At 64.8% G+C, this 26,021-nt stretch carries 20 protein-coding genes; 4 read left to right on the top strand and 16 right to left on the bottom strand.

Features of this window, described 5'->3' with window-relative positions; all coding sequences use genetic code 11:
- Positions 1–136: 136 nt before the first annotated feature.
- Complete coding sequence (locus KIH77_RS06800) at positions 137–1,438, top strand: hypothetical protein (protein WP_219100312.1); 1,302 nt, start codon at positions 137–139, stop codon at positions 1,436–1,438.
- An 87-nt stretch (positions 1,439–1,525) separates the two neighbouring features.
- On the opposite strand, the gene KIH77_RS06795 is transcribed toward KIH77_RS06800, so the two are convergent.
- The 5 genes from KIH77_RS06795 to KIH77_RS06775 form a co-directional block, all read right to left on the bottom strand.
- A complete protein-coding gene (locus tag KIH77_RS06795) occupies positions 1,526–2,557 on the bottom strand; it encodes a CTP synthase (RefSeq protein WP_236024535.1) in 1,032 nt (343 codons plus the stop codon).
- A 72-nt stretch (positions 2,558–2,629) separates the two neighbouring features.
- The gene (locus KIH77_RS06790; RefSeq protein ID WP_236024534.1) at positions 2,630–3,457 is read right to left on the bottom strand and encodes a hypothetical protein; all 828 of its coding nucleotides are present in this window, start codon (positions 3,455–3,457) and stop codon (positions 2,630–2,632) included.
- 242 nt (positions 3,458–3,699) lie between these two features.
- Positions 3,700–6,207: an excinuclease ABC subunit UvrA gene (locus KIH77_RS06785; RefSeq protein ID WP_219100509.1), complete on the bottom strand. Its 2,508-nt coding sequence runs from the start codon at positions 6,205–6,207 to the stop codon at positions 3,700–3,702.
- A gap of 72 nt (positions 6,208–6,279) precedes the next feature.
- Positions 6,280–7,956: a serine/threonine protein kinase gene (locus tag KIH77_RS06780; RefSeq protein ID WP_219100310.1), complete on the bottom strand. Its 1,677-nt coding sequence runs from the start codon at positions 7,954–7,956 to the stop codon at positions 6,280–6,282.
- 137 nt (positions 7,957–8,093) lie between these two features.
- Positions 8,094–8,534 carry a helix-turn-helix domain-containing protein gene (locus tag KIH77_RS06775; protein WP_219100507.1) on the bottom strand — a complete coding sequence of 147 codons (441 nt, stop codon included), beginning with the start codon at positions 8,532–8,534 and terminating at the stop codon, positions 8,094–8,096.
- A gap of 225 nt (positions 8,535–8,759) precedes the next feature.
- On the opposite strand from KIH77_RS06775, the gene KIH77_RS06770 reads away from it, so the two are divergent.
- The gene (locus KIH77_RS06770) at positions 8,760–8,933 is read left to right on the top strand and encodes a hypothetical protein (protein ID WP_219100308.1); all 174 of its coding nucleotides are present in this window, start codon (positions 8,760–8,762) and stop codon (positions 8,931–8,933) included.
- Positions 8,934–8,957: 24 nt separating this feature from the next.
- Here KIH77_RS06770 and KIH77_RS06765 read toward each other — a convergent pair whose 3' ends face one another.
- The 9 genes from KIH77_RS06765 to KIH77_RS06725 form a co-directional block, all read right to left on the bottom strand.
- A complete protein-coding gene (locus KIH77_RS06765) occupies positions 8,958–9,497 on the bottom strand; it encodes a helix-turn-helix transcriptional regulator (protein WP_219100306.1) in 540 nt (179 codons plus the stop codon).
- A 137-nt stretch (positions 9,498–9,634) separates the two neighbouring features.
- Positions 9,635–10,678 (bottom strand): zinc-dependent alcohol dehydrogenase family protein, encoded by a 1,044-nt coding sequence (locus KIH77_RS06760; RefSeq protein ID WP_219100304.1) that lies wholly within the window; start codon positions 10,676–10,678, stop codon positions 9,635–9,637.
- A 228-nt stretch (positions 10,679–10,906) separates the two neighbouring features.
- On the bottom strand, positions 10,907–11,320 hold the full coding sequence (locus KIH77_RS06755; RefSeq protein ID WP_219100505.1) for a GNAT family N-acetyltransferase: 414 nt from the start codon (positions 11,318–11,320) through the stop codon (positions 10,907–10,909).
- Positions 11,321–11,619: 299 nt separating this feature from the next.
- On the bottom strand, positions 11,620–12,597 hold the full coding sequence (locus KIH77_RS06750; protein ID WP_219100302.1) for an aldo/keto reductase family protein: 978 nt from the start codon (positions 12,595–12,597) through the stop codon (positions 11,620–11,622).
- A gap of 305 nt (positions 12,598–12,902) precedes the next feature.
- The gene (locus tag KIH77_RS06745) at positions 12,903–13,838 is read right to left on the bottom strand and encodes an ATP-binding cassette domain-containing protein (RefSeq protein WP_219100503.1); all 936 of its coding nucleotides are present in this window, start codon (positions 13,836–13,838) and stop codon (positions 12,903–12,905) included.
- Between the two features lie 173 nt (positions 13,839–14,011).
- A complete protein-coding gene (locus KIH77_RS06740) occupies positions 14,012–14,698 on the bottom strand; it encodes a YczE/YyaS/YitT family protein (protein ID WP_236024531.1) in 687 nt (228 codons plus the stop codon).
- Between the two features lie 167 nt (positions 14,699–14,865).
- A complete protein-coding gene (locus tag KIH77_RS06735; protein ID WP_219100300.1) occupies positions 14,866–16,335 on the bottom strand; it encodes a DHA2 family efflux MFS transporter permease subunit in 1,470 nt (489 codons plus the stop codon).
- Positions 16,332–16,847, bottom strand: a complete 516-nt coding sequence (locus KIH77_RS06730) for a MarR family winged helix-turn-helix transcriptional regulator (protein WP_236024530.1) — start codon at positions 16,845–16,847, stop codon at positions 16,332–16,334. Before KIH77_RS06730 ends, KIH77_RS06735 begins: the two co-directional genes overlap by 4 nt.
- A gap of 125 nt (positions 16,848–16,972) precedes the next feature.
- On the bottom strand, positions 16,973–18,298 hold the full coding sequence (locus KIH77_RS06725; protein WP_219100298.1) for an MFS transporter: 1,326 nt from the start codon (positions 18,296–18,298) through the stop codon (positions 16,973–16,975).
- Between the two features lie 185 nt (positions 18,299–18,483).
- Between KIH77_RS06725 and KIH77_RS06720 the strand changes: the two genes are divergently transcribed.
- A complete protein-coding gene (locus KIH77_RS06720) occupies positions 18,484–19,788 on the top strand; it encodes a glycosyltransferase family 4 protein (protein ID WP_219100297.1) in 1,305 nt (434 codons plus the stop codon).
- A 300-nt stretch (positions 19,789–20,088) separates the two neighbouring features.
- The gene (gene ettA, locus KIH77_RS06715; protein WP_219100295.1) at positions 20,089–21,768 is read left to right on the top strand and encodes an energy-dependent translational throttle protein EttA; all 1,680 of its coding nucleotides are present in this window, start codon (positions 20,089–20,091) and stop codon (positions 21,766–21,768) included.
- A 536-nt stretch (positions 21,769–22,304) separates the two neighbouring features.
- Here the strand turns inward: ettA and KIH77_RS06710 are convergent.
- Positions 22,305–23,303: a LacI family DNA-binding transcriptional regulator gene (locus tag KIH77_RS06710; protein WP_219100293.1), complete on the bottom strand. Its 999-nt coding sequence runs from the start codon at positions 23,301–23,303 to the stop codon at positions 22,305–22,307.
- 93 nt (positions 23,304–23,396) lie between these two features.
- Positions 23,397–26,018 carry a family 78 glycoside hydrolase catalytic domain gene (locus tag KIH77_RS06705; RefSeq protein ID WP_308283284.1) on the bottom strand — a complete coding sequence of 874 codons (2,622 nt, stop codon included), beginning with the start codon at positions 26,016–26,018 and terminating at the stop codon, positions 23,397–23,399.
- Positions 26,019–26,021 lie beyond the last annotated feature (3 nt).

The raw sequence follows: 26,021 nt of genomic DNA, 5'->3' as shown, positions 1-26,021 counted from the left end.
CGCCATCCGACGCAACATGAACAGTGGACGAATTTATCGCCGTGCCGACACTTCCCGGCCTTCCGACGGACGACAATGAAGATACGTTCGTCACGATTCCCACGGACGACGCATGGAACGTATCGCAGGGAGAGGCATGAGGAATTTCGGCGGCAGAATCATACTGTCTATTCTGGTGGGGACGGGAGCGTTGCTGTTCCTGATGGCCGGCGGGGAAGAAATGGCCGTGCCGAAGATACTCGAGGTGCGATTCGGGCCACCGCAATGGGTGATGATGGTGGTCTACGCCGCCGTATTCTATGGCTGCATCAGGCTGGCATTGCACTACATCGTCCAGATCGTCCGCGGCACGAAAACCGCCCATGCCACGGTCATGTCGTACTATTCGCATACCGATGACGACGGCGACGTCATGACGTCATACCATTTCCGGACCGATGACGGCGAGGACCTCGTCTTCTCCTCGATGCCGTGGGCGGTCCTCCGGGACAAATCCCTGAACGAACCGCTGCAGCATAAAGGGTCCCGCATCATCGTCAGCTGGTATCCGCAATCGAGCGCCTGCAAGTCGATAAGGTTGGAACAGCCCTGGACGGCGGACGGAGAGGCGGTTCCCATCGATACGGGCACTCGCGTCGACGGACGATCCGATGGGCACGTCGGTACGACGGCGACCGCAACACGCGTGGACGAGACGGGCTCCGCCCGCACGATCCACGTAACGTTGAAGAACTCCGCCCTCGAACTTCAGCTCAAGCCTCCCTTCCTCATCGTGTGGGGCGTCACGTCGGCGGCGATCATCGCCGTTGCGATCGCCGCATACCTCACATCCCGGCAGCTCACCGGCATGGGCGAGCAGTTGCTTATCCGCAAGATGACCGGCGGCCTCGTCGTGCTGGCGGCCGCGGTGATGATGCTGGCTCACGGCATCGTCAACCAGCTGATGATCCGCAGATACGACGCAACGCACCATGACGTCGACGAGAACGCGACGCGCGTCAGCCTCATGCGGCATGTGGCCATCGTCGTCACGCTGGCCGCCACGGGAATCGCCTGCGTACACAATCCCGCGGCCGCACTCATCGAGGGGCCGAAAACCGAAATCGTGACAACGGGCAGCGTCGCCGATGCCGATATCGGCACATCCCATGAATACTGGATGCTCATGGTGCATAAGGCCGGCGGCGGAAGCGACGGCAACAGGCTCAAAGACTACTTCACCGTGGCTGTCCCCCGTAGTCACGCCAAGGAGGTGCGGGACGGAATCGAACGACTCTACGGCAGCCAGGAGGACAAGCCCATGAAGCTCACCTACTGGCCGGGCGGCAAGATGGACGCGTTCGACCACGTGGAGCCGATCGACGGCGCAAGCAGCGGCTCCGGCAACGGCAGTAGCTCCGGAGGCAGCACCGGCACAAACGACCCGACCGTCGAATAACGGGCCAAAATCCCCATTTCCGGCGATTTATGGTGCTTTTTGGTCGTTTTCATGCCGAAAAACGACCGAACAGCACCATAAATTGCGTCAGCCGTGCGGAACCCCATGACTGTCGAGTTTGCAAACAAGCGCATCGAGGTCGTCGAGCTCATCGTAATACAGACGGACCGTGTCGGCGTTCTGCCGTTTGAGACAGTGCTGGCGTCGCCGTTCCTCGTCCACGACCTCCTGAATCGTACGACGCCCGGTCATGTCCGGATCGACGTATTTGCGCGTCCCGTCGAATTCCCCGACGATTTTCGTGCCGTCTTTGCGATTCCAGAGGAAATCGACCCGATGCGTCCGTCCGGGAAAATCCAGACAGCGGAACACCGACTGTATGTCGTGCACGGGACGTCCGACCATGTCCAAGGTTCCCCGAGCCTCCGACTCCCCGCCATTCTCGCTGCGACCGTCGGCCATGTCGAACACATGCTGCGCCTGCGCACGTCGTCTCGAATATTTCACCGAACTTGGGTAGGCGAGCAAGACATTTGCCGAGACTTTACCGTTGCGCATGGCTGAATCAAGCGGGGCGAGCGCATAACGAATCGACATCGTGGACGCGCAGTCGAACAGCGTGCGCAGCAGGGATGTGACCCTCACCCCATCGACGACGGTCACATCCGGATGCGACATGGGGCATCGTTTCAGCTGTTTGGTGCTGCGGTGATGGGAGCCGGGCGGCGCCGCGATGCAGATGGGCGTCAGGAAACGGTACGAGCAGTCCAGCCCATGCATGACGGCTGCCGTGGGGCCGCAGAACACCCAATTCGGATGCTGCTTGGCCAACGCACGGACGATATGGCGCAGTTTGTCGTGGTTGTGCAGCATATTCCAGTAGTGCCTTTCGGCGTAGAGGCCGCGGAACACGCGGACGACGCTGCCTTCGCGGACGCGGCGCGCCACCGCCTTGGCATCCGTGTTGGTGGCCGGAATCGCGCAACGTCGCTCTTGCCGGGCGGCGGCGAAGAGCACATCCAGTGAGTGGTGGTGCTTCATGGTCCGGATCCTCCGTTCTCGGGAATTTGCGGTGCCTTTCGGTCGTTTTTCATCCAAAAAACGGCGGAAAAGCACCATAGATTGTCGGAAACGGGGTTTTCGGCCCGTATGCGCGCCCGACCAGCGCGCGCAACCGCCGCGCCCGACCGGTCAGGCGTTCTCCATCCTGGCGGCCATATCGTCCCAGTCGAGGCCGGTGTCCTTGGCACGGCCATAGAAGAAGCGCAGCCATCCGGGGAAATCGGGCTGGTATCCGCGCGGGCCGAACGCGCCGACGAGCACGTCGCGCGTGTCCGGCGTGTTCGGCCGCCGAGCCTCGTAGATGGCGATCGCGCATGGCCGCCACACACCGCGCACCTTGGCGATGCGGTTGACGATCGTGCCGCCATGCGCCCCATCGTATTTGGCCGCGTCCGGCGGACAGTACAGCTCATACCGGCCGCCGTTCATCACATCCTCCACGTTCATGCGCGACTGCGCGGCATTGGCGTCGGTGATCCAGAACATCGATGCGAAGTTGGTGGCATCGACCTCACGCATGTCGGCCAGCTGGGCGGCGCTGATCCGGTCGCAGTCATACAGCCGCTCCGCCGCCACCAGATACGGCGACTTGCCATAGACGCGGTCGGCCGCGCTCCCCGTTCCGGCGCACGTCCCGTTCCGGGGTCCATGACCGGGGCCGCAATCGCAATCACGGCATGCGTCGGGGCGGCTGATGCGGAACCGGGGCGCGCCGTTCTCGTCGTCATCGGCTATCGATGCGGCGTCGACCGCGCATTCGAAGGCGAACCAGTCACAGAACGACCATTCGATCATACGCAGCAGCGATTCCGGATGCTTCTTGAACGGGTTCATGTTCACCTCGCGGTAGAACCGGCGTCTCGTCTCGTCGTATCCGTCCGGATCGCATTGCCGGAACAGGTCGGCCACGTCGCCGGTGTCCAGCATCGTCACGCCCGGATCCTCCACGTCTTCCATCGTCGTCACCATGATCGCTCCCAACTCCCATACGTCGTTGTCTTCCACCCGCGAATCCCATCGATTACGGGTGAGCCATACTCTAGGACGGCGCAGTCATGCGCGGCAACGGCCTCTGGCGAAAATGTGGATATGGGGATGACGACGTCATCCGATGCGGAAAATGTGGACGAATCGGCCGTCAATTCGCCATTGTGGATAACCATCGGCGTCATCCGCATCCGCCGACGCCGGCATCCCCCTCATGCACGCAGATAGCGGCCGGTGATGCTGTCGGCATCGGCGGCGACGTCGGCGGGCGCGCCGGCGGCGACGATGCGACCGCCGTGCTCGCCGCCGCCGGGACCCATGTCGATGATGAAGTCGGCGTTGGCGATGACGTCGAGATCGTGTTCGATGACGACGACCGTGGCGCCGGCGGCGACCAGCCGGTCGAATATGCCAAGCAGCACACGAACGTCGAGCGGATGCAGTCCGATGGTCGGCTCGTCGAACACGAACACGGCGTCGGACTGCGCGCGGCCCATCTCGCTGGCGAGCTTGAGCCGCTGCGCCTCGCCGCCCGACAGGGCCGGCGTCGGCTCGCCAAGCGTGAGATATCCCAGGCCCAAATCATGCAGGGTCCCAAGCCGCGCATGGACCTTGCGCAGGTCGTCCGTGACGGCCAACGCCTCGTCCACGCTCATCGCCATGAGCTGCGGCAACGTCAACGGACTCGCGCCGGCGCGCCGTGCCACACGGTGGATGCGGCTCGCCTCGGGCGCGTACCTCGTGCCATGGCAATCGGGGCATTCGATGTCCACGTCGGGCAGGAACTGCACGTCCAACGAGATCGACCCGGTGCCGTCGCACGTCGGGCAACGCAACCGGCCGGTGTTGTAGGAGAAGTCCCCCGCCTTGTATCCGGCCGCCTTGGCCTCCTCGCCGCGCGCGAACGCACGGCGCAGCTCGTCGTGGATGCCGGCGTAGGTGGCGACGGTCGATCGCACGTTCGCGCCGATCGGCGTGGCGTCGATGAGGTTCGCGCGCACGATGCCGTCGGCGTCGATGCGGCGCACATGCTCCGGCAGCGGCTCACCCGCCGCCCGCGCCTTCAATGCGGGGATCAGCGACTCCAATACCATCGTCGTCTTGCCGGAGCCGGAGACGCCGGTCACGACGGTGAGCCGGCCGCGTGGGATGTCCACGCGCAGCGGCTTGACCGTATGCAACGCCGACGTCTCCATATGGATGCGACCGCCGTCGAACATCCGCGCATCATCGACGGCCGGGCGCACACGCGTCGAACCGTCCTCCAGCAGGAACGGCGCGATACGGCTCGCCGGCGAGGCCGCCACGTCGTCGACTGTGCCCTGTGCAATCACGCGGCCGCCCTCCGCACCGGCGACCGGCCCCATCTCCACGAGATGGTCGGCGGCCTTGAGCACCCGCACGTCATGGTCGACGACGACCACGGAATTGCCGTCGGCCACCAGGTCGCGCATCACGCCGAGCAGGCCGTCCACGTTCGCCGGATGCAGGCCGATCGACGGCTCGTCAAGCACATACAGCACGCCGGTCGTGCGATTGCGTACAGCGCGGGCGAGCTGCACGCGCTGGCGCTCGCCGGTCGAGAGCGTGGATCCGGCGCGGTCGAGCGACAGGTAGCCGAGGCCGAGTTCCAGCAGTCGTTTCGCCACATCGAGGAACGATTCGCCGATGTTCGTGGCCATCCGCCGCATGTCGTCGGGCATGGTCGCAGGCACGGAACGCACCCATGCGACGGCGTCGTCCAACGTCATGGCCGTGGCCTGCGCAAGGTTCACGTCGCCGATGCGCGGCGCACGCGCGGCGGCCGACAGCCTGGTGCCGCCGCAATCGGTGCACGGCTTCTCCACGAGGAACCGCGCCACACGCTTCAGGCCCTTCTCGTCCTTGGTCTTGGCAAGCGCGTTCTCCACGGTATACACGGCGTTGTAGTACGTGAAGTCGAGTTCGGCGAAGTCGTCGCCCTTCTTCGGCTTGTAGAGGATGTGTTTTTTGACGGCCGGCCCGTTGAACACGATGTCGCGTTCCTTGGGCGTCAGGTCGCGAAACGGCACGTCGGTGCGCACGCCCATCGCGCCGCACACCTGCTTCATGAGGTCCCACATGAGCGAGCCCCATGGCAGCACGGCGCCGTCGTCGATGGATTTCGTCTCGTCGGGCACGAGCGCCGCACGGTCGACCTCGCGCATGATGCCGGTGCCGGAGCAGGTGGGGCATGCGCCGGCCGAGTTGAAGGCGAGGCTTTCGGCGCCGGGCCCGTGGAATTCCCTGCCGCAGCCGGTGCAGACGATGGGCAGTTCGGCAGCCACGTTGAGGCTCGGCCGGTTGCGCGTGCCGCAGTATGGGCACACGTGAGAGCCGACGCGGGAGAACAGCAGGCGCAGACTGTTGAGCAGTTCGGTCATGGTGCCGAACGTGGAGCGCACGCCGGGCACGCCCGGCCGCTGGTGCAGGGCGAGGGCGGCGGGCACGTGCAGCACCTCGTCCACCTGCGCGCGGCTCGCCTGCGTGAGCCGGCGCCTCGTGTACGTGGAGAGCGCCTCCAGATACCGTCGCGAACCTTCCGCGTAGAGCACGCCCAACGCGAGCGACGATTTGCCCGATCCGGAGACGCCGGCCACGCCCACGAGTTCGTTCAGTGGGATGTCGATGTCGATGTTTTTGAGATTGTGCACGCGCGCGCCACGCACTTCGATGGCGCTGGGCCACGGCGACCGCCGCATGGCGCGCCGCCCGTCCCCGTTTCCGCCTTCGTTCATGCCTTCCATTGTAGGAACGGTCCGGTGCCGACGACGTCAGGCGGTGGCCGCGTAGGCCTCGACCGTGGCGTATCGCGGCAGCCCGTAGATGGTGATGGAGAACGGTTTCGACTTGCCTTTGGCGGGTTTGTCGACGTAGTCGTGCTCGCCGTAGACGATGCGTCCCTGGGCATCGCGCAGGATGACGGTCACGTTGACGCCGTTGTCGCCGTAGATGCCTTCGCCGTTGTCGTCGTCTCGCGTGGTGGTGACCTCGCCGCCGAACGTGACGCCGCCGTCGCCGGATCTGGTTTCGTTCACGCCGGAGACGGCGAACGTTTCGACGCCGCCGGTGTCGATGACGTTCATGGATTCGATGCCGTTGAGCGAGAATTCCACGGTTTCCGGCGCAACGCCGTCGCCGCCTTGGCCGCCGTAATGCAATGTTTCGCCGGGGTAGATGAGCGGCAGCGTCTGCGTGTCGGAGAATACGACCTTGCCGTCCGCCGATCTGCCGGTGATGACGAGTTCGGGGAAGACGATGGTCCGTGTCTTGTCGGCGTTCCGTATGGCGACGGCGTAGTGTACGAATCCGTTGGAGGACGACCATCCGTGTTCGGTGATGGCGAGCGGATTGTCGACGGCGTCGGACCGATCGCCGCTGGTCGGGCTAGAGGATGTCGTGGACGCGGTCGGCCGAAGGCCGGACGTCCCGCCGCCGGAGCTTCCAGGGCCAGCGGACTCGCCCATGCCATCCATACGACCATGCAGCAGCGCGACGCCACCGATGACGACGACCAACGCGACGACCACGGCCGACACGATCGCCGCCACGAGAACGCCAAGGCGACCCCGGCCTCGGCCCCGATTCCGCGCACCCACGACGCCGTCTCCGCCAGATGCGGCCCTTCCCCCATCGGCCACGACGCCATCGCCGGCCACGTCCGTCTCCCCGGCCGCATCATCCCCGGGCAGCCCGTATTCCAGCGCGTGCCGGAATTCCGCCGCCCTGCCGAATCTCGCGCTCGGCTCGAACGCGCACGCCCTGTCGACGACCGCCCGCAGTTCCGCCGGGACCACGGTCTCGTCGGCGAGCGCGGCATCGTATTGCTTGTCGGCCGGATATACGCCGGTGAGCATGTATCCCAGCAGTCGTCCGATGGCGTAGACGTCGGAGCGGGCGTCCACCGCGGCGAACCCGTACTGTTCGGGTGCGGCGAATCCCCAAGTGCCCAGGGCCGTGGTGTTCCGGTCGGTTTTGGCCGGCCCGTCGGTTTCCCGGGCGATGCCGAAGTCGATGAGATGCGCGCCGTCGTCCGCCATGATGATGTTGCCGGGGGTGATGTCACGGTGGACGATGCCGTGGCCGTGCAGTTCCTGCGCCGCCTCGCAGACCTGCATGGCGATCCGTGTGGCGTCCGATGCGGGGAGCCGCCCTTGCGAAGCGATGATCTGGTCGAGCGGCCACCCGTCCACGAAATCGTAGACGACCACGAAGCAGTCGGGCAGCTCGTACATGGCTTCGATGCGTGGCAGCCTCGGCGACCGGCATTCGGCGATCGCCGACCAGAGCCGGCGACGGGCCAAATCCAGCGGTATCTTCTTGCGGACGAATGGTCCGGTGCCGTCGATGCTGACGAGTTCGGTGACGCCGTAGGCGCCGCGTGCAAGCACCCGTTCGACGTGGTAGGCGTCGTCGAGGTTCATGGCGTGCAGAACCTGTTTGTCATCCATGTCATTCCTCCGTCATCGTCCCCTAGTCCGTCATCGTTCCGCGATCATCATCCGTGTCCATCGTCCCGTGCCCCCCCTCGTTTCATGCTCATCGTTTCGTGCCCATCGTTCCGTGGCCCCAATCGTCTACGAGCCCGTCAGTCGGCCGACACCAGTGTGGGCTCGCCCAGTCGGTAGAGTTCGTCGTCGGTGGCCGCGCGGTCGAATCCGTGGGTCAGGCACCAGATGATGATGGCGTCGCGTCGTTGTTTGCACCAGAGTTCGCTGGCGCCGGCGAGCCGCAGCAGTCGTTGGGTCTCACGTAATCCACAGCCGAGTCCGAAGGCGAGTTTGATGGCGTTGTCGCGGCCGGGTCGGGTCTTCCCGGAGAAGATGTCGTATACGACGGTGGGATGGATGCCCGATCTGCGGGCCACGACCGATCGTTTGACGCCGCTGTCGTCAAGCAGCTGCCGCAGGTAGTCGACGAGCCGTCTGTCGGTGACGTTCTCCTCGTCGAGATAGGTTTCGACGTTGCCGCTGTTCAGCAGGTGGTCCAGCAGTTCCTCGGTCAGGTGTTCCATGCCGTCGTCGTTCATGCCCATGTCCTCCTTTATACCGTTCCGTCGCCGCATGACGAAATCCCGGAAAATTCAGTCGCCGGCTGATGCCGACCACCGCCGCCATGACGATGATGGTCGTATATCCACATCACCAACAATGTCAGATATTTAACATAATGCTAATTTGATTACATTTTCACATTGGATTAGATTATGTTGTTATATTTCGCGACAATATCGACGTCAAGAAGGGCTGGACGCATGAGCGAACGTTTGAGGATTGCCATCGCAGTCGGTTCGGCGGTCGCCATCACCGGCTTCGCCGTCTCGTTGGCCGTCACGCCGCTATTGCAGAGACTATGCGAGTCTTCGCGCGACATCGGCCGGCGGTCGGAATCGACCGTCCCTCAAGCCGACGTTCCCCAAGCCGGCTGACGACAAGGCGGATGCGGACCGCGACTACCGTCCGGACTTGCCGTCGGGGAACAGCAGGAACGCGAGGGCGCCGGCGGCGGCGCCACTGGCAAGCGCCCCGGTGGCGGCGGTGAGGATTCGCATGGCCGCGCCGGTCATCTGGCGGTTCGTGGCCGTGGACTTCCGCCCCCGTTTCGTATCGTCGTCGGCCGCTCTATCGCCTTCAGGCGACCTGTCGGCATCGACCGGCCTCTCCGAGGCCCCGCCTTCCGCGGCGTCACCACCTGACGCGGCATCGCCGACGGCAGCGTCGTTCTGCATGGGGTCGTCGACCAGCGTTTTGATGACGCGCGCCAGGTCACGGTTCTCACGTTCGGCGATCTCGGCGTTGAATACGGTGCGCAGCGCGAGATACTGCAGTTTGGTCATGGGGCTTTTGCCGGTCTCGAGGTTGGAGACGGTCTGGCGGGCCACGCCCAGTTCGTCGGCGAGCTGCTGCGTGGTCCATCCTGCGACCTTGCGCACGATGGACAGGTTCTCCTGGAACTTGTCTATCCACCGTCGTTCGATTTCGGGCACGGCCATGACGTCTCCTTTCGCGCTGTCACCATCATACGCAACAGGCCGAAACCCCCGGCATCGACGACTTATGGTGCCTTTTGGTCGTTTTTGGCGGGAAAAACGGCGGAAAGGCACCATGAATCGCGGGATTCGACCAACCGTCAGAAGCGGATGAGCGACTTGATGGCCTTGCGCTGGTCCATGGCCTCGTACGCCTGCTGGATGTGGTCGAGGTCGAATTCGGCGGTGAACACGCGGCCGGGGTTGATCTCGTGCTTGAGGACGGCGTCGAGCAGACCGGAGTCGAGGTCGTAGTGGCGCACGGGTGCCGGGCCGCCCTTGATGCCGACGTTGGCGTAGAACGTGCCTTCGGCGCTGATCTCCACGTCATGCGGAAGCCCGACGCGGCCGATGACGCCGCCGCGGCGGATGAGTCCGATGGCGGTGTCGAACGACTGCTTGGAGCCGACGCATTCAAGCACGGCGTCGGCGCCATAGCCGCCGGTCATCTCCAGCACCTTGTCGATGGCGGCCTGGTCGCGTTCGGGCACGACGTCGGTGGCGCCGAACTCGCGGGCCACGGCGGCGCGGTCCTCATGCCGGCTCATGGCGATGATGCGCGAGGCACCGAGCATGTGGGCCGAGAGCACGCCGCACAGACCGACCGCGCCGTCGCCCATGACCACGGCCGTGTCGCCGGCCTTGACCTCGGCGGAAACGGCGGCGTGGTAGCCGGTGGACATCACGTCGGCGATGGTGAGCAGCGAGGCGAGTACGGCGTCGTCATAGTCCTCGGGCGAGCCGGGCACCTTCACCACGGTGCCGTCGGCCTCGGGCACGCGCACGTATTCGGCCTGGCTGGCGCCGAAGTAACCGCCGTGGGGGCAGACCGACTCGAAGCCGGCCTTGCATACCGGGCACTTGCCGCAGCTGTACGGGAACGGCAGCACCACGAAGTCGCCGGGTTTCACGGACGTGACGGCATCGCCGACCTCCTCGACCACGCCGATGGACTCGTGGCCGATCTGACCGTCGGTCGGATGCGGCGAAAGCCCGCGGAAATACCACAGGTCGGAGCCGCAGACGCAGGCGCGGACCACGCGCACCACGGCGTCATCGTCGGCCTCAAGACGCGCCTTGGGCACCTCGCGCACGGCCATCTTTCCGGGGCCTTCGAAAATCGCGGCCTTCATCGTTTCGGTCATGATGCTCTCCTTCACTATCGGCGGATACGAGTCACGTCAACGGTTCCATGCATACGAAACCGCAGCCGTCGTAACCGTCTTCCACTGTAGGAATGAACAACGGGAAGAACAAATACGTCAGAGCAAGGGATTGCCATACGTTTCAGGCATGGCGCGACGCGGCGGGACACGACATCGCGAGGCACGCGCGCAACTCGATATCACGCGGCGCAGCTCGACATCACGCAATCAGTCGCCGAACGACGGGTTGACGATCTGCATGGCCACGCCGTCGTGCATGACGGAGAATCCGTGCGCCTGATAGAACGTGGCGTTCTTGCTCTCCTCGGGCATGACCTCAAGGTACAGATAGTCGGCGTACTTGCGTTTGACCATCTCGACCATATGACCGGCGATGCCGCGGCCCTGGTATTCGGGGTCGACGAGGACGTAATGCATGTAGGCGACCATCGACGTGTCGTCAATCACGCGGACGAGGCCGACCAGCCGGTCGCCGTCCCATGCGGAGACGACGGTGGACGATCCCATCAGCGCCTTGTGCAGCCGTTCGGGATATCGTCCGGAGACCCAGCCGACCGAGAGGAACAGCCGTTGCGTCTGTTCCGCGGTGAATCGCTTCTCTTCGGTGTATTCGATGGCCATGGATATTCCCTTCATGAGACGGTTCGTACGGTTCGCCCCATGATACCGGCACGACGGGGGCCATGCCGGACGATGGTCGCGTTCGTGCGCAAGCCGGGATGATGTCGGCGACACGACGACCCCGGCGACGATTTGATACGACACGACGACCCCATGACGACACGAATACCCCACGATATGTACGTTCGTACACATCGTGGGGTATAGTCGATTACGACGACGAATAGGGGTCGTCGTCCCGTGAATCGCGCGGCGGACGTTATTCCTTTTCTCCCCGCCGCGCGATTCTATTCCAACGGTCAGCCGACGTGACGCTCGAAGCGGTGGAAGCCGGTGATGCGGTCGATCTCGGCCATGGCGTCGGCCGGGATCTCGAAGCCGGAGGCCTTGAGGTTGTTCTCCAGCTGGCTGGGCTTGCTGGCGCCGGCGATCACGCAGCTGATCTCGGGATGCTGCAGGATCCACGCCATCGAGAGGATCGGCAGGTTGGTGCCGAGCTCATCGGCCACGCCGCGCAGCTGCTCGACCTTGTCGAGGTTCTCGTCGGTGAGCAGGTCGTTGATCTGGTGGTCGGCCTGCCAGGTGGCGCGGGAGCCGGCGGGCAGCGGCTGGCCCTTGCGGTACTTGCCGGTGAGCAGCCCCTGGGCGAGCGGCGAGAACGTGGTGATGCCGATGCCGTGACGGCGGCAGGTGCCCATGATCTCATGCTCGATGTAGCGGTCCTGCAGGTTGTACTGCGGCTGCACCACGGTGATCGGGTAGAGGTTGTAGCGGTCGATGATGCGCTGGGCCTCCTCGAGACGGGCGCCGCCCCACTCCTCGGAGACGCCGTAGTAGAGCACCTTGCCCTGGGCGACGAGGTCGCTCATGGCGCGCAGCGTCTCGGTCAGGTCGGTGGTCTCGTCGAAGCGGTGGCAGAAGTACATGTCGAGGTAGTCGGTCTGCATGTTCTTCAGCGTCTGGTCGATGCTTTCGAAGATGTGCTTGCGGCTCAGGCCACGGTCGTTGACGCCGTCGCCGGTCGGGAAGTACACCTTGCTGGAGAGCACGAGCTCCTTGCGCGGATAGTCCTTGAAGACTTCGCCGAAGAAGCGTTCGGCGGCGCCGGCCGAGTAGGCGTCAGCGCAGTCGAAGAAGTTGACGCCGGAGTCGAACGCCAGTTTGATGGTCTGGCGGGCGATGTCCTCCTGGGCCGAGCCCTTGAGGTCGGTCACCCAGCTGCCGAGGGCAATCTCGCTGATCTTGAGTCCGGACTTGCCTACGCTGCGGTATTTCATCGGTCTGCTCCTTGGTTCGTTCCCGTCGCCGCCGGCCGGACCCGGTTCGGTCCGGCATGGTCTGCGGCGACACACTGCCGCGAACACTGTTGTTCGCGGTTGTTCGCGTTCACATCCATGTTCAATATAACCGGTTCAAGTGCGGTTGAACGCAAGTCGCGACACTCCGGAGCACGGCCCTCAGGTTTTCGTTGTCCCCGCGGCCCGTACCATGCGTAGCCAGCCCACATACGACGATAGTCAGCCAGCCTTCGACCGCAGTCGGCCGATGCTCGTCAGCATGGAAAGCCGAACCGTCGCCGTCGTCAGGCACGGAACGCCGACCAGCGGCCGTCACGATGCCGCACGGCGATGGGGAATCCGAACATCTCGCTGAGATGCTCCGCGGTGAAGCCGTCCTCCAGCCCGCCGGTGTAGGTGACGGTGCCGGGCATGGGATTGCCCAGGTCGGGTGCGTAGATGTTCGGATGGGCGGCGAGATATTCGCGGTACCGTTCTTCGGGCATGTGCCCCATGAGCGCAAGATGGTCGAATCCGGCGGGAATCTCCTCAAGCTGGTGGGTGACGAGGATGACGGTCTGGCCGTCGCCCGCGGCCGCCGTCGCATCGCCCTCCCCCAGCCTGCCCAGTTCGCGCACGACGAGCTCGCGCCCGCCGAGGTCCATGCCGGTGGTCGGCTCGTCGAAGATCATGAGGTCGGCGTCCGACATGAGGTTGCGGCAGATCAGCACGCGCGTGCGCTCGCCTTCGGATAGGCCGGCCATGCGTTTGCCGGCGAGGTATTCGATGCCGAACCGTTCCATCAACGCATACGCGCGCTCGTATTCGGCGCCGTCGCGGCGGCGGTTCCCACGCCGGGCCGAAAGCTCGACCACGTCGGCCGAGTCGCCCTGGTCCTCGGGCACGGCACGGATCGGCGCCGCGTCGACGATGACGTCCAGCGGGTCGGCGGGCGGCGCGACCTCACGCCCCACGGCGGATGAGGCGAGCGCGATGCGATGCCCGGACGAGAACTTGTCGATGCCGCCGGGCTTGTGGCCGAGCAGCGAGAGCCGGCCGACGTTGGGGAACTGGCGTAGGCTCATCATGGCGATCAGCGTGGATTTGCCGATGCCGTTCGGCCCGAACAGAATCCACTTCTCCCCACGACGGATATGGAGGTTCACATCGGCGAGAATCAGCCGGCGGTCGCGCCAGAATCCCACGGAGTCGGCGTATACGGCGAAGTCGGCGGTCGGCATGGCGGTGGGGTCATTGCGGTCGGCGGCATTGACGGCGGCCCTGGCGTTACGGGAGGCTGCGGTATCGGTCATGCGTCCGAACTTACACCCAATCACGGGCCGAAAACCCCGAAATCCGCTATTCATGGTGCCAAACGGTCGTTTTTGCGGCGAAAAACGACCGAAAGGCACCGTCAATCGCCGATTTCGGGAGTTTCGACGCCGCGTTCGATCGCCCCGACGAAACGGACGCGCCGGTTGAAGAAGTTGACGATCTGGCCGGTGATGACCGCCGCTATGACCGTGCCGACGCCCACGCCGTTGAGCCGGCCGAAGAAGACGAACGACATCACCGACGACAACACGATCAACGACACGTCGAAACAGACCTTGACGGTGCCGAACCGTATCTTCGTCACGATGGCGATGGCGCGCACGATGCCCTCCCCCGGCACGGTGATCAGTCCCGGCGAGACCTCCATGCAGATGCCGAACGCCAGGATCGTGCAACCGAGCAGCAGTCCCAGGCCACGCAGCCACCACGTCTCGGGATTGAAGAACCATAACGCCGCCATGCTTATGTCAAGCAACGCGCTGAAGACCACGTTGACCACGATCTGCAGCAGCTGCACGGCATGGAAGTCGCGACGCAGCAGGACGGCCTGCACGAGGATGAACACGGCGTTCAGCACGAACGTGGTCATGCCGAAGCTCACGGCCGGCCAGTGCAGCGTGATCACCCACGGCACGCTGGAAATCGGCGAGGTACCGAGATTGCTTTTCGTAATCAATGCGATGCCGACCGAATTGACGGCCACGCCGCCGCAGAAGCACAGCATCCGTTTGACGATATGCGGCATTCCCGTTCGTTTCGACTTCATTAGCCACTTCCTCTCTTCGCTCTCTTCTTCTCAACGACGACGGCATCGACCGACTTCACCGGAATCCGGACTTTCCCCGCGCAAATCGTCGGAAAACACGGGCAAAACCGATGATTTGGTGGCGTAAAACCCCGCGGAGGCCGCAAGCCGCAAAACCGGACGGGGCATCACACCTCCACGGCCCGCGGTTCCGGTTCGGCCGGCCGCCGCACGGACCAGCGGAACATGAGTGCGGCGAGCACGATGCCGAGGACCGCCATACCACCGAACACCCACATGCTGTGCGAGAACGCCAGCAGGTACGATTCGGCCGCACCGGCCCCGCCACGCACCGCAGCGGCCGAGAATTCGGACAGCAGCGTGCTGGCGACGGCGGTGCCGATGGCGCCGGCGAGCTGCTGCACGGTGTTCATCACCGCGGAGCCGTCGGCGTTGAGCCGTGCGGGCAGCTGGTTCAGCGCGTGCGTCTGGTCGGGCACGAGCACGAATCCGGAGAACGCCATGAACAGCGCATACGCGACGGCCACCGCCCATACACTGTCGGATGCGAGCAGCAGCACCGCATCCATGACCGTGACGCCGACGAACCCGAACATGATGAACCTCGGCGGGAAATGCTGCTTCAGCGCGCTGCCGATGAGCGGCGCGCACACGGCGCCGACCACGGCCCCCGGCAGCAGGATCAGCGCGGCCACAAGGCTGCCGAAGCCGAAGCCGCGCTGCAGCAGGATCGGCAGCTGGAAGTTCAGTCCCAGCACGCCACCGGAGCTCATCACCAGGATCAGCATGCCCAGCGAGAACCCGGCATGGCCGAAGACACGCACCTCCACCAGCGGCCGATCCATACGCAATTGCACGGCGACGAACACGGCCAGCACAATGACGCTCAGCGCCAGCACCGTCCAGAACCGCCAGTCGCCGTTCCATGCGGCGAAGAAGCTCACCGCCACGATGAGACCGGCAAGCCCCACGGCCACCAATGCCAGCGACGGCACGCTGATCGTGGCCCTCTCCGCGTCGCCTTCATGCCGGATCTCGGGGATCGTGACCGCGCCCAGCACGAACGACAATACGAGGAACGGCAGCATCGTGTAGAAGATCCAATGCCAGTTGAGCCATTCCATCACCACGCCGCCGAACACCGGTCCGACGGCCGGGGCGGCGCAGGTGACGAGGCTGACGATGCCGAGCATCATGCCGCGCTGTTCGAGCGGCGCCTTCTCCAGGATGATGTTGGTGATGAGCGGCAGCGAGATACCGGTGCCGAGCGCCATGACGAGACGCGCGGCCAGCAGCATCGGAAAGCTTACGGCGAGCGCGCCGAGCACGGTGCCGATGGTGAAGATGGCCACCGCGGCGACGAACAGTGTCTTGGTGGCGAATCGGCGCACCATGAACGGCGAGCTGGGGATGGCCACCGAGAGCAGCAGCAGATAGCCGGTCGTGAGCCATTGCACTACGGAGGCGCCGATGGAGAACTCGCCCATCAGCGTGGAGTAGGCGATGTTGAGCGATGTCTCCGAGAGGATGCCGAGGAACGTCAGGATCGCCAGCGATACGACGGCGATTACGAGCCGTGGTTCGACGCGGGCCTTGCCGCCGTTGGGCAGTCGCGTGGTTGATGTGGTCGCGGTCATCGTTCGTCCTCCTGCATGAGTCGCAGTGTTTCGGATATCGTCGCCACGGTCGTCTCGCATTGGTCGACGGTCAGGCCGCCGAGGAGCCGGGCAAGCCGGGCGTGGTATTCCTCCACGTAGGTTCGCCGTATGTTCAGCCCGCGGGTGGTGAGCGTCAGCGTCACCGCCCGCCGGTCGGCGTCGTCGGCGTGTTTCTCGACCAGTCCGAGCGCGGTCATGTCGTTCACGAGTTTGGTCACGCTTGGCGTGGTCACGCCGAGGAACGCGCTGACGTCGCCCACGCGTGCGACGCCGACGGTCTGACCGTTCGGCTCGTTGAGATGCCATATCGCGTCGATCACATGCACATACCGTGGTTTCATGCCCTTGGGCAGCGCCGGCATGAGTTCGGTGATGCGCTTGGCCTTCCAGCACACGTCGAGCAGACGTCGGACCTCGTCCACCGGCAGCACGCCGGCCGCGCCGGCCTTGTCGTCCGTGTCGTTCTTGTCGTCGTTTTCGATGCTCATCATCACCCCGTATTTACTTACCAATAGTAATGACTATTGGTAAGTAAATAAACGACATCGACAAATCGGCAACGCCAAATCAGCAGCAATGACAAATCAGCATCGACGGACCGCGACGACGTCTCGCATCAGCGATGCCGGCCCGTATCACGGCCGGCGAGCACGGCGACGACGCATTGCGCGGCGGCAAGCGCGGTGAACAAGACGAGCGGAGCCGTCCATCCGCCGGAGAGTTCGGCGAGCGTGCCGAAGGCGAGCGGACCGACCGACGCCAGCAGATAGCCTATCGACTGCGCCATGCCGGACAACGCGACCGTTTCGTCGGCAGTGCGGCCGCGCAGGGAGATCAACGTAAGCGCCACGACCAACGCCGCGCCCTGCCCCATACCGCCGATGACGCTCCACAGCAGCGACAGCCCGGGGGCCAGCATCCATCCGAGTCCGGCGACGACCATGGGCACGCTGGCGGTCACGGCCGCGCAAATCTGATTGCCATGCACCCACATGAGCGCGGGAATCATCAGTCCGGAAAGAATGCCCAACGACTGGAAGACGAAAAGGTGCACGCCGGCGGCGGCACCGCTGAATCCGACGGCGGTGACGACGGACGGCAGCCAGTTCGACATCGTGTAGAACGCCGCCGACTGCAGGCCCATGAACAGGGTGACGTACCAGGTCATCGGTCGGCGACACAGCGGCACGGCGTCGACGGCGGGAATGGGCGCGACGATGGTTTCAGCGGTGTCGGACCCAACGGCGACGGGACCAACGGCATTGGCCCCAACGTCCATGGGCTCAGCGGACGAATCGACGGGTACGGGGCCATCTGCGGATTCATGCGTTCCATCCGACGACGCCGACGCCGTTCCCCGCATCACGCGAATCGACCACAGCGCGGCCACGACCAACGGCGGCACCGCCCATACGGCGAGCGCCGGCCGCCATCCGCCGAGCATGGCGGCCAACGGCGCGGCGGTCAGGCCGGCGACGGCCGAGCCGGTCGTAATGCAGGCCGAATACACGCCGGTGGCCATGGAGACGTGGCCGGCGTAGTCACGCTTGGCGATCACCGGCACGAGCACGTTGCCGGCGGCGATGCCGGCGCCCACGGCCACCGTGCCCAGCCAGACGCCGGCCGGCCCGCCGAACGAACGGGCGGCATCGCCGACGGCCAGCACCAGCAGTGCGGCGAGAATGGTACGGTCGGCACCGAGCCGCGCCGTGACGAACCGGACCAGCGGACTGACGGCCGCGAACGCCCACAACGGCATGGCGCCGAGCACGCCGAGCACGCTTTCGCTCCAGCCGAGGTCCTCGCCGATGCCGGTCAGCACCGGACCGACCGCCGCGATGGCCGGTCGCAGGTTCAACGCCACCAGGAAGATCAGCGCGGCCAGCAGCGCCGGCGTCGCCACGCGTCCATCGCCGGCATCGGTCTGTGGTCTGCGTTCCATGGGTTCCTCCTCGCTCTCCCGTACGAGGTTCATGTCTATCACACGGTCTGCTCCCCTGCGGCCCAGGCAGGTTTTTCATGCATGAGACCGGCAAAGCGTCGTCACGGCAACCGATGCGGCAACAATGGCTGAACAACGGAGAAACCGGACTTCCCATCGATTCCGTCGTCCATAGACTGGGCGGTATGGGCGGGATGACTGACGATGTGGAACACGACGAACAACGAACCGACGAAACGCATGCCGAAAACGGGGAACGCCCGTTGCGCGTGCTCGTGGTCAGCGAATCGTCGTTGGAGCAGACCAACGGCGTCAGCAACAGCGTGAAGCATATGCTCCGGCGGTTCCGGCAGCGGGACTTCGACGCGCACGTGATCTCCCCGCAGCCGCCGGCGGAGAGCGGCGCGTTCGAGGGATACCCCATCGACACGGTCACGTCATGGCCCGTGCAGAACTTCAACGTCGCCATCCCCATGAAAACCACCGTCATCGCCATGATCGAGGCGGGCCCGCGGCCGGACGTCATCCACATCGCCGCGCCGATATCCCGGCTCGGCCACGCCGCGCTGATCGCCGGCGACGAGATGGGCGTGCCCACGGTGGCCGTCTACCAGACCGACGTGGCGCAATACGCGCGGCGGTTCGCCCGGCAGACCATCGACGGCATCGCCGGAACCGTGGCCCCCAAACACACCGGCTGGCTGCGCAAGGTCAGCAAATCCGCCGGGGACGCGGCCGAACAGATCCTCGCCGACCGCATGGCGAAACTGCACAACAAGGCCACCATCACGCTCGCGCCGACGGAACAGGCCCGCCAGCGGCTGGAATCGTTCGGCGTCGACCCCGCGCTCATCCGGCAGTTGGGCCGCGGCGTCGACTCGCAACTGTTCAACCCCGACCGCCGCGAATCGGAACGCGTGCGCCAACTGCACGACCGGTGGAGCCGGCACGGCAAGATGCCGGTCGTCGGATACGTCGGACGGCTCGCGCCGGAGAAGCAGGTCGACCGTCTCTCCTGCCTGATGGGCCTCGGCATCCAACTGGTGATCGTCGGCGACGGGCCGTGCGGCGAAAACCTGCGCAAGCTCATGCCCTACGCCGTGTTCACCGGCATGCTGCACGGCGACGAACTGGCCGACGCCTACGCCGCATTGGACGTGTTCGTGCACACCGGCAACCAGGAGACGTTCGGGCAGACGATCCAAGAGGCCATGGCAAGCCGCCTGCCGGTGATCGCGCCAGCCAGCGGAGGCCCGCTCGACCTCGTCGACTCCGGACGGACCGGACTGCTGTTCTCGCCGCAAAACGACAAGGCGCTGCGCGCCTGCGTGCAACGCGTGATAACGGAGGACGGATTCCGGCGCACGATCGCCGCCAACGGCTTCGAGGCCATCCAGGGGCGGACGTGGCCCAACGTGGTCGACAGGCTCATCGACTACTACCGTCTCGCCATGGAGATCCGGCTTGCGCACGACGGCGCGGCGGAATAACGAAAATCCATGATTCATGGTGCTTTTCGGTCGTTTTCTCGGCGAAAAACGACCTTTTGGCACCATGAATCGTCGATAACGGGGGTTTCGGCCCGTCGTACGCTGGTATACGCCGTCTTGCGATGCCGTGCGCTGACGTACGCTGCGCTCGCCGACGTGCGCCGTTGCACATGGCTGTAGATGGCCTGTAGAATAATGGTTTTGGTACTTTTGCGCGGCCTGCGTCGACGACCCACGGCATCGGGACGCGCCAATATCGGGAAATCAACGAATACAACCAACGATAGGTAAGGACATCACTTGGCTGAATTCATTTATCAGATGATCAAGGCGCGCAAGGCGTTCGGCGACCGCGTGATCCTCGACGACGTGACGCTGAGCTTCCTGCCCGGCGCGAAGATCGGCGTGGTCGGCCCCAACGGCATGGGCAAGTCCACGCTGCTGAAGATCATGGCCGGCCTCGACACCGTGAGCAACGGCGAAGCCACCCTGACCCCCGGCTACACGGTCGGCATCCTGCAGCAGGAGCCGCCGCTGGACGACACCAAGACCGTCGGCGAGAACATCAAGATGGCGTTCGGCCCCATCGCCGAGAAGGTGGCCCGCTTCAACCAGATCGGCGAGGAGATGGCCAACCCCGACGCCGACTTCGACGCGCTCATGGAAGAGATGGGCAAGCTCCAGACCGAAATCGACGCCGCCAACGGCTGGGACCTCGACTCGCAGCTCGAACAGGCCATGGACGCGCTGCAGTGCCCCGACCCCGACACCCCGGTGAGCGTGTGCTCCGGTGGCGAGCGCCGCCGCGTGGCCCTGTGCAAGCTGCTGCTCGAGGCCCCCGACCTGCTGCTGCTCGACGAGCCCACCAACCACCTGGACGCCGAGTCCATCCTGTGGCTAGAGCAGTTCCTGCACAAGTACGAGGGCGCGGTCATCGCCGTCACCCACGACCGTTACTTCATGGACAACGTGGCCGAATGGATCTGCGAGGTCGACCGCGGCCACCTGTACCCGTACAAGGGCAACTACTCCACGTACCTGGAGACCAAGGCCAAGCGTATGGAGATTCAGGGCGCCAAGGACGCCAAGCTCGCCAAGCGCCTGAAGAACGAGCTCGAATGGGTGCGCTCCTCGCCGAAGGCCCGTCAGGCCAAGAACAAGGCCCGTCTGGAACGCTACGACCAGATGGAGCAGGAGGCACGCAACTCCAAGAAGCTCGACTTCTCCGAAATTCAGATTCCGCCGGGGCCGCGTCTGGGCTCCACGGTGCTCGAGGCCAAGCACATCCACAAGGCGTTCGGCGACCGCGTGCTCATCGACGACCTCTCCTTCACGCTGCCGCGCAACGGCATCGTCGGCGTCATCGGCCCGAACGGCGTGGGCAAGTCCACGCTGTTCAAGACCATCGTCGGCCTTGAGCCGCTCACCTCCGGCGAACTGAAGATCGGCGAGACCGTGAAGATCAGCTACGTCGACCAGAACCGCGCCGGCCTCGACCCGAACAAGAACCTGTGGGAGGCGGTGTCCGGCGGTCTCGACTTCATCGAGGTCGGCGGCGTCGAGGTGCCGACCCGCGCCTACGTGGCCAGTTTCGGCTTCAAGGGCTCCGACCAGCAGAAGCTCACGGGCGTGCTCTCCGGCGGCGAGCGCAACCGTCTGAATCTGGCGCTCACCCTCAAGCAGGGCGGCAACCTGCTGCTGCTCGACGAGCCCACCAACGACCTCGACGTCGAAACGCTCGAATCGCTGGAGAACGCGCTGCTCGAGTTCCCCGGCTGCGCCGTGGTCATCTCCCACGACCGCTGGTTCCTCGACCGCGTCGCCACGCACATCCTCGCGTGGGAAGGCAACGACGAGAACCCTGCCCACTGGTACTGGTTCGAAGGCAACTTCCAGGCCTATGAGGAGAACAAGGTCAAGCGTCTCGGCGAGGATGCGGCCCGCCCGCACCGCCTGCACCGCAAGCTGACCCGCGCGTAGGATGGTATCGCGGCACATGCCGCAGGTCTTCCACGACCGTTTCAGGCCGGCCTCCGATATGGGGGCCGGCCTTTTGCATATCTGTACGGCAGAGACGACGACAAAGACGACGGAAACCTGTGCGACGGAACCCCGCACGAAAATCCTCCACGCAAGCCGTGCCCCATCCCGCGATGGACCGCTCCGCAAATCGGCGGATGTGCGACGTAATCCATCGTCGGCGAATCCGTCGCGATGGATTATGCTGCGAATCCGTCGAAACGTAACGCAATCCATCAGAATCCATGGATTTTCCATGGATTACTCCGCAAATCCGCGATTATGCAGCGCAGTCCATCACGACGTCGTCGAACGTATTCCAAAAACCGCATGATTCCAACGGTCCCGAAAACCACCCGGTCGAATCACGATGGACAGGACCGCAAAATCCGACGAAATGCACTCCAATCCATCACGAACCATCGTTTTTCGGTGTATCGGACCGCGAATCCGCGATTATGCACCACAATCCATGGAATCCGCGCGGGTCCTCGATATCAGTGTCGACCGGAATCCGTGCTCTTCCGGATCAGCAGACGGGAGGGAATCGTCCGCACCGTATGCCGGTGTTCATCGGCGTGGCGGATCTCATCGACGAGCAGCTCGACCGCGGCCCGACCCATTTCATATCCGTGCGGCTCGATGGTGGTCATCGGGATCGGCCCGCCCCAAGCCAGCGGATTGCCGTCGCAGCCCATCACCGCAATATCGTCCGGAACCGAATATCCACGGCTCAACACGCCGTCGATGCATCCGGCCGCCAACACGTCGGTCAGCGCGATGACGAAGTCCGGCCGCATGTCGTCGTCCCGTTCGGCCAGAAGAACCCCGGCCTCATATCCGGAACGGGGATTGCGCCAGTCGTCGACATTGATGATTTCAGCATGGTCGGCCACCGATCGGATGCCCCGCCAACGATCGTTCAGCGATTGGATGTCGTCGGACGCCGAGATCACGGCCACTCGTCGGCGACCGATGCGGGCAGCGTGTTCGGCCGCCACCACGCCGGCCTGCACATTGTCGGCGCACACCTGACACAGATCGCAGGAATCGCTGCGGTAATCCAACACCACCGTCGGGATGTCGTCGGGCCAGTCGGGGCGCCAGTCGGCGCCCGGCCTCGGCTCCACGATGATGCCCGACATCCTCGCCCCACGGAAATAGTCGACGTAATGGTTGGCGAGGATGTCGTCATTGTCGGCGCTGGTGATCATCAGATCGAACCCGGCCTCCCGCGCGGCATCGTAGACTCCTTGGGATACCTGCAGGGAGAAGGCGTGATCGAGACCGGTGAGCACCAGACCGAACACCGGGTTCCGTCCTCCGGCAAGCACGCTGGCATTGCGATTGGGCACAAACCCCAGCTCCTTGATGGCCCGGCTGATGATCTCCCGAGTCTCCGGACGCACCTTCTCCGGGTGATTCAGCATGTTCGACACGGTGCCCATGGCCACTCCCGCACGTTTTGCGACGTCACTGATGGTCACCCGAGCCATGTCGCCTCCCAAATCCGACCGAATTCCATTCGGCTAGAACTCTACACCATGGAGGGCAACGCGGAGGGGCGGCCAGCACCGTACGAAACCGACTTACGACGCCACGTCGAAGCCGAACCGCAGACGATACGATCCGCCCGCATATTCCCGACGCTCGTCGCCCACGCATACCACGGCTCGCCCACCGGCCGGAACCCGAAGATCCATGGCCATCACGCCGTCTTCCACCTTCCAGCGGACATCGATCATGCCAAGCGGACAACGGTGCGTCACGTGGGCCGAATCGATGCCGCCGCCGGGCCGCGGAGCGACCCGGAACGATAGCCATCCCGGTTCCAGCGGCGTGATTCCACCAATCGTCCGATGCATCCAGTCGGCGACCGAGCCAAGCGAATAGTGGTTGAACGACGTCATGACCCCCGGGTTCACCGACCCGTCCGGGCGCATGGAATCCCAACGCTCCCAGGTCGTCGTTCCGCCCATGCGCACCTGATACATCCACGAGGGGCATCGTTCGGCGAGGAACAGCCGGTAGGCCACATCGACATGCCCGGTGTCGCACAGCGCGTCGAGCAGGTATGGGGTTCCTGCGAATCCGGTGCCCACCGTGAAGCCGCCGCTCCTCACCAGTTCGGCAAGACGGTCGCCGGCCGCCTGCCGCCGTTCGTCATGCCCGTCGAGCAGATCGAAGGCGATCGCCAGCGTGTACGCGCACTGGGTGTCCGAGGTCATCCGGCCATCGGCGCGCACGAACCGTGAGAGGAAGCCCCGACGGATGTGCCCGGCCAACGTCCGGTAATCGTCCGCCGCGGTCGAATCGCCGAGCACGGACGCCATGTCGGCCAGCAGACGCACCGAACGCTGGAAGAACGCCGTGGCCACCAGTTCCTTGGCGGTCATCGCCCGGGCCGCATCATCCGGCGGCGCGGTCGGATCAAGCCAATCGCCGAGCTGGCCGTACATCAGGCTCGGCCGCCGGTCCCACACGCCGTCGTCGGCGAGGTAGCCGCGCACCTCCTCGACCCATCGCCGGGCCAGCGGGTACTGCTCCCGCAGCATCCGTTCGTCACCGCCGGCCATATACAGCGACCAGGGCACGATGACGACGCTGTCCCCCCAGATGGCGATCGCCTCGGGAACCCTCCACTCGGCCAAAGGAATGAACGGCACGTAATACGGCACCGTGCCCCAGCGTTCGGTCTCCACGGCCACATCGTCCATCCAGTCGGCGAGAATCGCATCCACGTCGTGCAGGAAGGCCGCGGTGGGCGCGAACAATGTGACATCCCCCGTCCATCCGAGTCGTTCGTCCCGCTGCGGGCAATCGGTGGGAATGGAGACGAAATTGGATCGCATCGACCATTCCACGTTGTCATGCAGACGGTTTGCCATGGCATTCGAGGTTTCCAACCATCCGGTCCGCTGCATCGACGTGCCGTAGGCCACCGCCAGCACGTCGTCCGGATCCAGATTCCCCGGCCATCCGTCGATGCGTGCATATCTGAATCCGTGGATCGTGAACCTCGGCTCCCACCATCCGTCATGCCCGTCGGCGACGTAGACGTCCGTCTGCATGCCACGGCGCAGCGGCCGCAAAGACAGTTCGCCGTTCGTCTCCAGCACTTCGGCATGATGGATGGTCACCTCGCTGCCCGCCGTCAGTCCGTGCATGCGCAGTCTTAATCGCTGGGTGCAGTTCTGACCGAAATCCAGCAGGAACGATCCCTCGCCGAGAGGTTTGACCGACTGCGGGCCGACCTGCCGTATGGCCTGCACCGGCTCCGCGCGGGGAGCCTCCAGCAGCATCGGATCGAACCGTACTTCGGTCACCGGCTCCCAGTCGGAGTCGTCGTACCCGGCTTTGGAGAATCCTTCGGCGGCCAGCCGCGCGTCGTACCGTTCGCCCTCACACAGACCGCTGTAGACGATCGGCCCGCGCTTCGCCTTCCACCGCCCGTCGTAGGCGTTGGAGACCAGCGTCCGCGTCGAGCCGTCGGCGAAGGTCATTTCAAGCTGCACGTAGGCGGCGAGACGATCGCCGTAGGTGTTCACGCTGCCGCCGCAGAATCCGATTCGCCCCCGGTACCAGCCGTCGGCCAGCCACAGACCGATGCCGTTGCCGCCGGAACGCATCAGCTCGGTGACGTCGTATGTCCGGTAGTGCACCCGGTGGTCGTAGACGGTCCATCCTGGGGTGAGGATGTCCTCCCCCACCTTGCGGCCGTTGATCTCGGCCTCCACCAGACCAAGCGCGGAAAGGTGGAGCCGCGCGGCAACCGGGCGGTCGGGAAGCGTGGTTTCGGTGCGCAACAGCGGGGCGTGGCGCCAATCGCTGGTCGGCTCGTACCATCCCGGCCCGATCATCGCGGCCTTGCGGTCGACCGGGGCGAGCATGCCCGGCTCCACGACGATCTCGTCGGACCATGGACGGTCCCGGCGAGCATCGCCGTCCGCGTCGCCGTCGTCGAGCGCCACCGAGATTCTGGCCTGCTCGCCGAAGCCCAGAGGACCGTCCGGCCAGTCCATCAGCACGTTGGCATCGGCTTTGACGTCGAAATCCCGTTCCCGCAGCGGCAGACCGGGACGACCTCGCCGTATGCGGACGGTCGCCCGGCGGCCGGCGACGGAGTCGACCGACGAATCATAGATCCATGAGATCCGCGGGGTCGCCGTGCCGATGCCCAATGCATCGCCGTGCCGATGTTCGACGCTCACCTC

This window comes from Bifidobacterium pluvialisilvae, from assembly GCF_019331695.1.
GTDB classification, from domain to species: domain Bacteria; phylum Actinomycetota; class Actinomycetes; order Actinomycetales; family Bifidobacteriaceae; genus Galliscardovia; species Galliscardovia pluvialisilvae.
The sequence above is the reverse complement of the archived record's forward strand: the minus strand, read 5'-3'. Positions and strand labels throughout refer to the sequence as shown.

What these genes read in the sequence shown, in the direction of transcription:
- KIH77_RS06800 (WP_219100312.1), top strand. Translation starts at nt 137, where the DNA reads ATGAGGAATTTCGGCGGCAGAATCATACTGTCTATTCTGGTGGGGACG.
- KIH77_RS06795 (WP_236024535.1), bottom strand. Translation starts at nt 2,557, where the DNA reads ATGGTGCTTTTCCGCCGTTTTTTGGATGAAAAACGACCGAAAGGCACC.
- KIH77_RS06790 (WP_236024534.1), bottom strand. Translation starts at nt 3,457, where the DNA reads ATGGAAGACGTGGAGGATCCGGGCGTGACGATGCTGGACACCGGCGAC.
- KIH77_RS06785 (WP_219100509.1), bottom strand. Translation starts at nt 6,207, where the DNA reads ATGCGGCGGTCGCCGTGGCCCAGCGCCATCGAAGTGCGTGGCGCGCGC.
- KIH77_RS06780 (WP_219100310.1), bottom strand. Translation starts at nt 7,956, where the DNA reads ATGGATGACAAACAGGTTCTGCACGCCATGAACCTCGACGACGCCTAC.
- KIH77_RS06775 (WP_219100507.1), bottom strand. Translation starts at nt 8,534, where the DNA reads ATGAACGACGACGGCATGGAACACCTGACCGAGGAACTGCTGGACCAC.
- KIH77_RS06770 (WP_219100308.1), top strand. Translation starts at nt 8,760, where the DNA reads ATGAGCGAACGTTTGAGGATTGCCATCGCAGTCGGTTCGGCGGTCGCC.
- KIH77_RS06765 (WP_219100306.1), bottom strand. Translation starts at nt 9,497, where the DNA reads ATGGCCGTGCCCGAAATCGAACGACGGTGGATAGACAAGTTCCAGGAG.
- KIH77_RS06760 (WP_219100304.1), bottom strand. Translation starts at nt 10,678, where the DNA reads ATGACCGAAACGATGAAGGCCGCGATTTTCGAAGGCCCCGGAAAGATG.
- KIH77_RS06755 (WP_219100505.1), bottom strand. Translation starts at nt 11,320, where the DNA reads ATGGCCATCGAATACACCGAAGAGAAGCGATTCACCGCGGAACAGACG.
- KIH77_RS06750 (WP_219100302.1), bottom strand. Translation starts at nt 12,597, where the DNA reads ATGAAATACCGCAGCGTAGGCAAGTCCGGACTCAAGATCAGCGAGATT.
- KIH77_RS06745 (WP_219100503.1), bottom strand. Translation starts at nt 13,838, where the DNA reads ATGCCGACCGCCGACTTCGCCGTATACGCCGACTCCGTGGGATTCTGG.
- KIH77_RS06740 (WP_236024531.1), bottom strand. Translation starts at nt 14,698, where the DNA reads ATGAAGTCGAAACGAACGGGAATGCCGCATATCGTCAAACGGATGCTG.
- KIH77_RS06735 (WP_219100300.1), bottom strand. Translation starts at nt 16,335, where the DNA reads ATGACCGCGACCACATCAACCACGCGACTGCCCAACGGCGGCAAGGCC.
- KIH77_RS06730 (WP_236024530.1), bottom strand. Translation starts at nt 16,847, where the DNA reads ATGATGAGCATCGAAAACGACGACAAGAACGACACGGACGACAAGGCC.
- KIH77_RS06725 (WP_219100298.1), bottom strand. Translation starts at nt 18,298, where the DNA reads ATGGAACGCAGACCACAGACCGATGCCGGCGATGGACGCGTGGCGACG.
- KIH77_RS06720 (WP_219100297.1), top strand. Translation starts at nt 18,484, where the DNA reads ATGGGCGGGATGACTGACGATGTGGAACACGACGAACAACGAACCGAC.
- KIH77_RS06710 (WP_219100293.1), bottom strand. Translation starts at nt 23,303, where the DNA reads ATGGCTCGGGTGACCATCAGTGACGTCGCAAAACGTGCGGGAGTGGCC.